The organism is Streptomyces sp. 8L, assembly GCF_020176795.1.
In the GTDB taxonomy this organism is placed as follows: Bacteria; Actinomycetota; Actinomycetes; order Streptomycetales; family Streptomycetaceae; genus Streptomyces.
The window spans coordinates 1-7,801 of the sequence record NZ_JAIUKE010000523.1; the positions used below are offsets into that span (position 1 = coordinate 1).

General features: G+C 71.9%; 7 protein-coding genes. 5 read left to right on the forward strand and 2 right to left on the reverse strand.

From position 1 onward, the window contains the following. Positions 1 to 668 (forward strand): FHA domain-containing protein (locus LCE31_RS33140; protein ID WP_225021071.1); only part of this gene is annotated, 668 nt, incomplete at its 5' end. 30 nt (positions 669 to 698) lie between these two features. Here LCE31_RS33140 and LCE31_RS33145 read toward each other — a convergent pair. Then, a complete protein-coding gene (locus LCE31_RS33145; protein ID WP_225021083.1) occupies positions 699 to 1,622 on the reverse strand; it encodes a methyltransferase domain-containing protein in 924 nt (307 codons plus the stop codon). 223 nt (positions 1,623 to 1,845) lie between these two features. After that, complete coding sequence (locus tag LCE31_RS33150; protein ID WP_225021073.1) at positions 1,846 to 2,844, reverse strand: helix-turn-helix transcriptional regulator; 999 nt, start codon at positions 2,842 to 2,844, stop codon at positions 1,846 to 1,848. Between the two features lie 464 nt (positions 2,845 to 3,308). On the opposite strand from LCE31_RS33150, the gene LCE31_RS33155 reads away from it, so the two are divergent. The 4 genes from LCE31_RS33155 to LCE31_RS33170 all read left to right on the forward strand — a co-directional run bounded on the left by LCE31_RS33155 (position 3,309) and on the right by LCE31_RS33170 (position 7,784). Beyond that, positions 3,309 to 4,298: a lysylphosphatidylglycerol synthase domain-containing protein gene (locus LCE31_RS33155; RefSeq protein ID WP_225021075.1), complete on the forward strand. Its 990-nt coding sequence runs from the start codon at positions 3,309 to 3,311 to the stop codon at positions 4,296 to 4,298. A 248-nt stretch (positions 4,299 to 4,546) separates the two neighbouring features. Next, positions 4,547 to 5,590, forward strand: a complete 1,044-nt coding sequence (locus tag LCE31_RS33160) for an NAD-dependent epimerase/dehydratase family protein (RefSeq protein ID WP_225021078.1) — start codon at positions 4,547 to 4,549, stop codon at positions 5,588 to 5,590. Positions 5,591 to 5,668: 78 nt separating this feature from the next. Continuing rightward, positions 5,669 to 6,664: a UbiA prenyltransferase family protein gene (locus LCE31_RS33165; RefSeq protein WP_225021079.1), complete on the forward strand. Its 996-nt coding sequence runs from the start codon at positions 5,669 to 5,671 to the stop codon at positions 6,662 to 6,664. After that, entirely contained in the window at positions 6,657 to 7,784 is a 1,128-nt protein-coding gene (locus LCE31_RS33170; RefSeq protein WP_225021081.1) for an endonuclease/exonuclease/phosphatase family protein, read from the forward strand. The genes LCE31_RS33165 and LCE31_RS33170 overlap by 8 nt, the downstream gene beginning before the upstream one ends. Positions 7,785 to 7,801: the final 17 nt, after the last annotated feature.

The window sequence follows — 7,801 nt, forward strand, 5'->3', positions numbered from 1 at the left end:
GGTACGAGCGGGTCTCACCGCCCGCCCCCGCGGGAGGCGGCGACTGGGCGCCCGCGCCGCCGCTTCCGCCGTCCTTCGACCGGGTCTCCCCGCCGCCCGCTCCCGCGCGGCCGGCGCTGCCCGCGGGGGCCGACGACTGGACGCTGCCGCCGCCCTCGCAGGAGCAGCCCTTCCCGCCCCGGCAGGACGGCGAGCGGCCCGGGGTGCCCCCGCAGGGGACCCAGGGCGGGCCCCCTCCGCAGCAGCCGGGCTTCTCCGCGGCGACGCGGTGGGCCGTGGTGATCGGGCCCGACCGCGAGTACTTCATGGCGATGATGCACCGCAGCGGCCCCGAGGCCGCGGGCCTGAACCTGCCTGCGTACTCGCCCGAGCAGCACATGCCGCTCACCGGCAACCAGGTCACCATCGGCCGCCGCAGGCACTCCACGGGCGAGTCGCCCGACATCGACCTGTCGGTGCCGCCGGAGGACCCGGGCGTCTCGCACCAGCACGCGCTCCTCGTCCAGCAGCCGGACGGCGGCTGGGCCGTGGTCGACCAGAACTCGACCAATGGCACGACGCTCAACGGCGGCGAGGACCCGATACAGCCCTACGTGCCGGTCCCGCTCGGCGACGGCGACCGGGTGCACGTCGGCGCCTGGACGACCATCAGGATCGTCCAGGACTGAGGCCGGGGGCCGCCCGGCGCCCGGACGCCCTCAGAGCGGGGGCAGCGGCCAGCGGTGGGGGCCGTCCGGGTCGTCCAGCCATGCCCACTGCCCCGCGTCGGTGACCGTGACGCCGAAGCGCTCCCTGCCGGGACGGTGCGCGTGCCGCCACAGGCGGTACGCCTCCAGGGGGCCGATGCTGTCCGCGCTCAGCGCCAGCAGGAAGCGGAAGAGGTCGTTCGACAGCGCGTGCCGCGGCACCCCCGCGCCGTGGCGCACCGCGTCCTCGTCGCGCTCCGGCGCACCGCGCAGCGCCACGAAGTACGCCGACGTCGACAGGAACGGCCCCTGCGCGACCCGCCCTTCCGCGGTGTCCTCGACCCGCAGCGCGACCAGCCCGGTGGCGAGCGGCGCGACGATACGGCAACCGTGCGCCGCCTGCTCGATCCACGCGCGCGGCACGGACGGCAGCGCGCAGGTCGCGATGATCCCGTCGAACGGCGAGCGCTCGGGGCAGCCGCGGGCGCCGTCACCCGTGACGACGGCGGGCCGGTGGCCGGCCGCCGCGAGGTGGACGCGCGCCGACTCGGTGATCTCCGGGTCCAGGTCGACGGTGGTGACGCGGTCGTCCCCGAGGCGGTGCGCGAGCAGCGCCGCGTTGTAGCCGGTGCCCGCGCCGATCTCCAGGACGCGGTCGCCGTCCCGTACATCCAGCGCGTCGAGCATCCCGGCCATCAGCGACGGCTGGCTGCTGGAGGAGATCAGCAGGCCGTCGCGCATACGGGTGCCCAGCGCGGTGTCCGCGTAGGCCCCGTCGAGCCAGCGGTGCCGTGCCTCCTCGTCCGGGTCGCCGGCCCACAGCCGCCCGCCGCCCGCGTAGTAGTACGGCACGAACACGTGGCGCGGCACGGCCTCGAACGCGGCCCGCCAGGCCGGGTCCCGCAGTACCCCGGCCGCGCTCATGCTCCGCACCATCGCGGCCCGCGCCCGGGCGGCGTGGACCTCTTCCTCGTCATCGGCCACACCTCCACTGTCGGTCCTGCGGGGCCGGGAGGCGAGCGCGGGCCCGGATCGGGAGGAAGCCTGAGGAACAGGGCTGAGGAGGAGCGGCGTACACCGGCGCACATCAGGGCGCGAAGGGCGCGAAGGGCGCCAGGGGCGCGCGGGTCGTGCGGACCGCACGGGCCGCACGGGGCGGTCAGCCGGCGGATTGCAGCGTTCTGCTGGGGCTCTCGCCGTACATGGATTTGTACTGCTCTGCGAAACGGCTCAGATGCGTGAAGCCCCAGCGGTGGGCGATCTCGGAGACCGAGGCGTGCGAGGGATGCGCCCGCACGAGTTCGGTGTGGGCGCGGCGGACCCTGACGGACTGGAGGTACTTCATGGGCGACGTGTTCAGATTCCGCCGGAACGTGTTCTGCAGCGCCCGCACACTGACATGTGCCTGAGCGGCGATCTCACCGACGGTCAGGGGGAGTTCGGGCTGCTCCTCGATCAGGGCGATCGCGGCCCGCAGCGCCCGTGGCCGGACGTTCTCCGACGGGGCGCGTAACTCCGCGGAGGCGAAGTGCGACGTGGCCAGCAGGAACCCGTTGACCAGGGACTCCACCAGAGGCCGCGCGGTCAGCGGCTGGTCGAGCAACCCCCCTTCCGTGTCCGCCAGTTCGGTCACCGTCCGGATCAGCCTCGCCCAGTCCCTGCCGCTGCCGGCGGACGTGTCGATACGGGGGTCGACCAGCAGGCGTTCCCGCGGCGGGCGGCCGAGCAGCCGGGTGAGCGCGGTCTCCACCGCCGTGCGCTCGATGTCGACCAGGAGGAGCCGGGTCCCCGCGGTCCAGAAGATGCTGACCCGCCGCAGCCCGGGGTTGTGGGCGATCCCGCCACCCGGCGCCAGCGCGTGCGTGCCCCGGTCGGAGCGGGTCGAGGCGAGGCCGGTCAGGCAGATCTGGACGTGGAACGACTCGGAGGGCGCCGGCCCCGCGGACCGTGTCTCCAGGGCGGTCAGATGCGTCACGTCGCCCATGACCAGGGATTCGGTCTCGACGACGCGTCTGCGCATGCGGAGCTCTTCGGTACCGTGCGCCGGATGGAGGGCCGTCGGACGCAGAGCCGAAGAGCGGAACCCGCTCAGTTCCTCCGGAGAGCCGGAAACAGTCCATTCACCCGTGCCACTGTCCGGGCTTTCGTACCGCCGCACGTCACATCACCCCTTTGGGACGGTGTAATCAACCGGTCACGCATCGAGAATACGGAAGGCCGCAGTCGGTAGTTCGGTGAATCCGTGTGAAGAAGGTCACGCTTTTCGAGTGCGCTATTTCCTGCCTGGACATTCCTCGGAACGTGGGCATGGTTCCAGTTCTGCGGCCTTCAGGTCTGATTTTCTGGAGCGGTACGGGACCGGCCTCTCCGAACCCTTTCTGCTGCCGTGTCGCTAAACTCCAGTATGACCGGAAGAGGTCTTTGGGGCTGATGTACAGGCTTCCGCCGGGAGCCCTGTGCCGTTCATCCCGGGGACAGCGGAGGGACAGGATGACACTTTGCGGCTGAACGCCTGCGCTATCTGGATAGCTGTTGGAGCGTGGTCTACACCAGAATCGGATGGGCAAATGGAAGCCTCCATTCGGCCCCGAGTGTCTCGTACGCTACTGATCGGGATGATTCATGACCGGTGAGAGAGTTCCACCAAAAAGAGCGCGTGCACGCCGCGCTGCGACGCTTTTGTTCGGCTGCGCCGTCCTCGGCGGAATCACCTTCGGTGTCGCGGACGCCTTCACGGGTTCCGGTACCCGGGCACTGGCCCGGATGGTGAGCCCCGGTGGTGTTCCGCTGCTGTTGCTCGGTGTGGCCGCCTACGGTCTCGGGCTTTATTTCTCCATGCGGTCCTGGCGGGTGCTCGTCACCGAGGACGGCGACGAGATCCCGCCCCACCAGGCGTCCCGCATGTTCTTCCTGGGAATGGCGGGAAAGTATGTCCCGGGGCGGGTCTGGGGCGTCTTCGCCCACCTCCGGCTGGGCAAGGACCAGGGCATCGGGGCGGGCCGCGTCGTGACGGCGTACGCGATGAGCCTCGTGGTGACCACGGTGACGGGGGCCGCGGCCGGCCTGTTCGTGGCGGCGAACTACCTCGGGTCGAAGGCCTGGCTCCTCACGCCGTTCGTCGTGGTGATGGCGGTGTGCCTGCTGCGGCCCGGCTGGCTCAACCGGCTGATGGTGCCGATCCGCCGCCGCTTCTCGGCGGCGGGACCCACCGAGGTGCGCAACAGCTCCCGGCAGCTGCGCAGGTCGCTCCTGGCCGCGTTCCTGTCCTGGCTGCTCATGGGTGTGCACCTGTGGCTGCTGTCCGTACTCCTCGGGGCCGCCGTCCTGCCCGCCCTGCCCGTGGCGCTGAGCGCCTTCGCGCTCGCCTCCGTGGCGGGCACCCTCACACTGGTGCTGCCCGACGGCTGGGGCGCCCGCGAACTCGTCCTCACCCTGCCGCTCGCCGCCGTACTGCCGTGGGGGACCGCGTCCGTCGCGGTGGTCGTCAGCCGGCTGCTCTGCGTCCTGTGCGAAGTGGCCGTCATCGGCGCCGCCGTGGCCCTGGCCAGGCTCAACGGCCGCCGCCGGGGCGTGCGTTCAGCCCTCGCTGTGCGGTCGGAAGCAGGCGCCTGAGAGCCCGCGCACGAGAACCCCGTACCCGAGAACCCCGTACCCGAGGACCACGCACCCGAGCACCCCGCACCAAGGGCCCTGCCCCCTGGGGCCGTTGGCCCCTGGCCGCGCCAGTGCGGGCGAGTGCCGCGTCCCCACCGGCCGCGCCTCACCCCCCGGGTGCTCCGAGCGCGCCCCCGGACACACTCCCGCCGGGCGCCCTCCCCGAACACACTTCCCGAACCCACCCCTGAGAGGAAAGCAGCACGATGTCCAACACGATCGTCGTCACGGGCGCCAACGGCGTCATGGGTACGTACGTCGCGTCACGGTTCGCAGACGAGGGGCACGAGGTCGTCGGCGTGGACCTGCGCTACGACGGCACAGCGGCGCCCGGCGTCCGGCGCGTCACAGCGGACATCCGGGACACCGGGACCATGATCCGGCTGTTCCAGGGCGCGCAGGCGGTCATCCACTGCGCGACCGCGCTGCCGAGCTACTCCACCCCGCAGATCCGCTCCACCGTCGTCGGCGGCACCCGCTCCGTCCTGGACGCGGCGCTGAAGACCAGCGTGCCCCGGGTGATCCACACCTCGTCCACCGCCGTCTACGGGCTGCCGCAGGTGATCCCGACCCCCGAGTCGTACGGGCACCGGCCGGTCGACCCGTACAGCAGGGCCAAGGCCGAGGCGGAAGCCATGTGCGAGGAGTTCAGGGACCTCGGGCAGTGCGTGACGATCCTGCGGCCCAAGACCTTCCTCGGCGAGGGCCGCATGGGCATCTTCGCGATGCTGTTCGACTGGGCGGAGGCGGGTCACAACTTCCCGCTGCTGGGCGGCGGACACGTGCGCAACCAGCTGCTGAGCGTCTCCGACCTCACCGACGCGCTGGTGCTCGCCCTGCGGGCGGACGAGGACGCGGCCAACGACACGTACAACATCGGCGCGGAGCGGTTCGGCACGCTCCGCGAGGACTTCCAGGCCGTCCTGGACCGCGCGGGCCACGGCAAGCACATCGTCGGCATACCGGTCAGGCCCGCGGTCGCCGTGCTCAGCGTGCTCGACCGCGCCCACCTCTCGCCCGTGTACCACCGCCTCATCCACAAGCTGCTCAGCGACTCGTGGGCCGACACCACCCACGCCCGCCTCCGGCTCGGATTCGCACCGAAGGACTCCGGCACGGACGCCCTTCTCCAGGCCTACGACTGGTACCGGGCCCGGCGGGCCGAGCACCGGCTGCCCTCGGCCACCGGGACCACGCACGGAGCTCCCTGGAGCCAGGGCGCGCTCAGGCTCGCCAAGATCCTCTTCTGACCTCCCGCACAACGTCCGCGACAGGGGTCCGCGCCCCACAGCGGAACCACGCCTCACTCTGCCTCCTGGAGTCCTCCCATGGCATCCACCGAATCCGTACGCACGCTCACCGAGCCGGCAGGCGCCGCGCAGCTCCCGGCCCCCCGTCCGGCGCCATCGCGCCCGGCACCGGCCCAGAGCCCCCCCCCCCCCGGCGGCGGCCCGGCCGGCGCCCTCCTCAGGCTGACGCGGCCCGAGCAGTGGCTGAAGAACCTGGCGGTCGTCCCGCTCGCCCTCCTCGACACCCGGTCCTGGTCGGCGGGCGCCCTGCGCGACACGGCCGAGGCGGTCCTCGCCTTCACCCTCATGTCGGCCTTCATCTACGTCGTCAACGACCTCAAGGACAAGGACAGGGACCGGCGGCACCCGGTCAAACGGCACCGGCCCATCGCCTCGGGGCAGGTCGGCACGGCGCTCGCCGGAACCCTCGCCGGCTTACTGCTGGCCGCGGTGGCCCTCCTCGTCGCCGCCACCGGCGGCATCGCCACGGGCTGGCCCGTCCTCGCCTACCTGGTCGTCAACATCGCCTACACCGCGGGCCTCAAGCACGTGCCGCTGGTCGACGTCTTCTGCGTCGCGACGGGCTTCGTCCTCCGCCTCGTGCAGGGCTACCTCGCGCTCGGCAAGGAGCCCTCGCAGTGGCTCGAACTGTGCGTCTTCGCCTTCTGCCTGCTGCTCATCATCGGCAAGCGGCGGCGCGAGATGACCGTGGGCGGCACGGGCCACCGGCCCGCGCTCGCCGGCTACTCCGTGCCGCTGCTCGACAACCTCATCGGGCTCGCCGGGGTCCTGGCCGTGATCAGCTACGCGCTGTACCTGTACGCCATGGCGCACACCGGAGCCGTCGCGCAGGCCACCGCGTTCATCTCCGCCCCCTGCGCGATCTTCGGAGTGGCCCGCCACATCCAGATCATGCTGGTGCAGGAAGGCGGCGGCAATCCGGTGCACAGTCTCTTCCGTGACCGGATCAGCGTCGTCAACTCCCTCGTGTGGGCAGCCCTGTTCGCGACCACCGTCCTGCTTCCCCATGCGTGACAACCAGCTCTCCCCGACGAAGGACACCACCATGGCCGTGCTCCCCCAAGCCCCGCCCGCCCCAGGCCCCCGCGGCCGGGGCTGGGTCTGGCGCCTGCTGATCACCGTCGCGGCGGCGTGGCTCGTGATGGTCGTCGTGCACCTCTCGTTCAGCGGCCGGTGGTGGGGCGCCTTCCCGACCGACCTCGTCCCACCGGTGCTGTACGTGGCCGTGCCGTGCCTGCTGCTCCTGCTCGCCCCGCTCGCCGTGCGGCGGCGGCGCCGGGGCCTCGCCGCGATCGCGGTGCTCTCCCTCGTCCTCGGCCTCGACCTCTCCGGGATGAACTGGAGCGCGTTCGCGGGGGAGCACACCCCGCCGGGCACACGGGTCCGGGTGATGGCCTGGAACACCGAGTACTGGGACCAGGGGCAGAGCAGCTCCGCCTTCTACGCCTACCTGCGCAGCCGGCACGCGGACGTGTACCTGTTGCAGGAGTACATCTACTTCAGCGGCGAAGAGCCGCGCCCCATCGACAAACTGGCCGAGCTGAAGCGGGCGTTCCCCGGCTACCACATCATCGCCCGCGGCGAACTCGTCACTCTCACCCGCCTCCCGGTCGTCTCCTCCCGTGTCCTCGCGGCCTCCCCGCTGCCGCCCGGCGACACCGACTGGCACGCCTACTGGGCGGACAAGGTCCTGCGGACGGACGTCCGCGTCGGCGGGAAGACCGTCTCCTTCTACGACGCCCACATCCCCACCCCCATCGGCGGTTCGCGGAACCCGGCGTCCTCCGCCTTCTTCCGGCAGGCCGAGGAGGGGTTCAACCAGCGCGAGCCCCAGATCGACGCGCTCAACGCCGACGTGGACCGCAACCCCCACCCCGTCCTCGTCGCGGGCGACTTCAACACCACCCCCGCGATGGGCGACATCGACAACATCACCGGCTCCCTCACCGACGCGATCGGCGCCAACCGGTCGGTGGACCCGGTCTCGTGGCCCGACCGCGGCGCGCTGCCGCCCTTCATGCGCCTCGACTGGACCTTCACCAACAAGCGGATGAACGTCACCCGTTACGCCTTCGAGGACTCCGAGGGCCTGTCCGACCACCGGTCCCAGTCGATCACCGCCGTCGTGCGGTGACCCCCGCCCACCGGTCC

Bases quoted from the DNA above. Each gene is read 5' to 3' on its own strand.
- LCE31_RS33145 (WP_225021083.1), bottom strand. From the start codon at position 1,622: ATGGTGCGGAGCATGAGCGCGGCCGGGGTACTGCGGGACCCGGCCTGG.
- LCE31_RS33155 (WP_225021075.1), top strand. From the start codon at position 3,309: ATGACCGGTGAGAGAGTTCCACCAAAAAGAGCGCGTGCACGCCGCGCT.
- LCE31_RS33160 (WP_225021078.1), top strand. From the start codon at position 4,547: ATGTCCAACACGATCGTCGTCACGGGCGCCAACGGCGTCATGGGTACG.
- LCE31_RS33165 (WP_225021079.1), top strand. From the start codon at position 5,669: ATGGCATCCACCGAATCCGTACGCACGCTCACCGAGCCGGCAGGCGCC.
- LCE31_RS33170 (WP_225021081.1), top strand. From the start codon at position 6,657: ATGCGTGACAACCAGCTCTCCCCGACGAAGGACACCACCATGGCCGTG.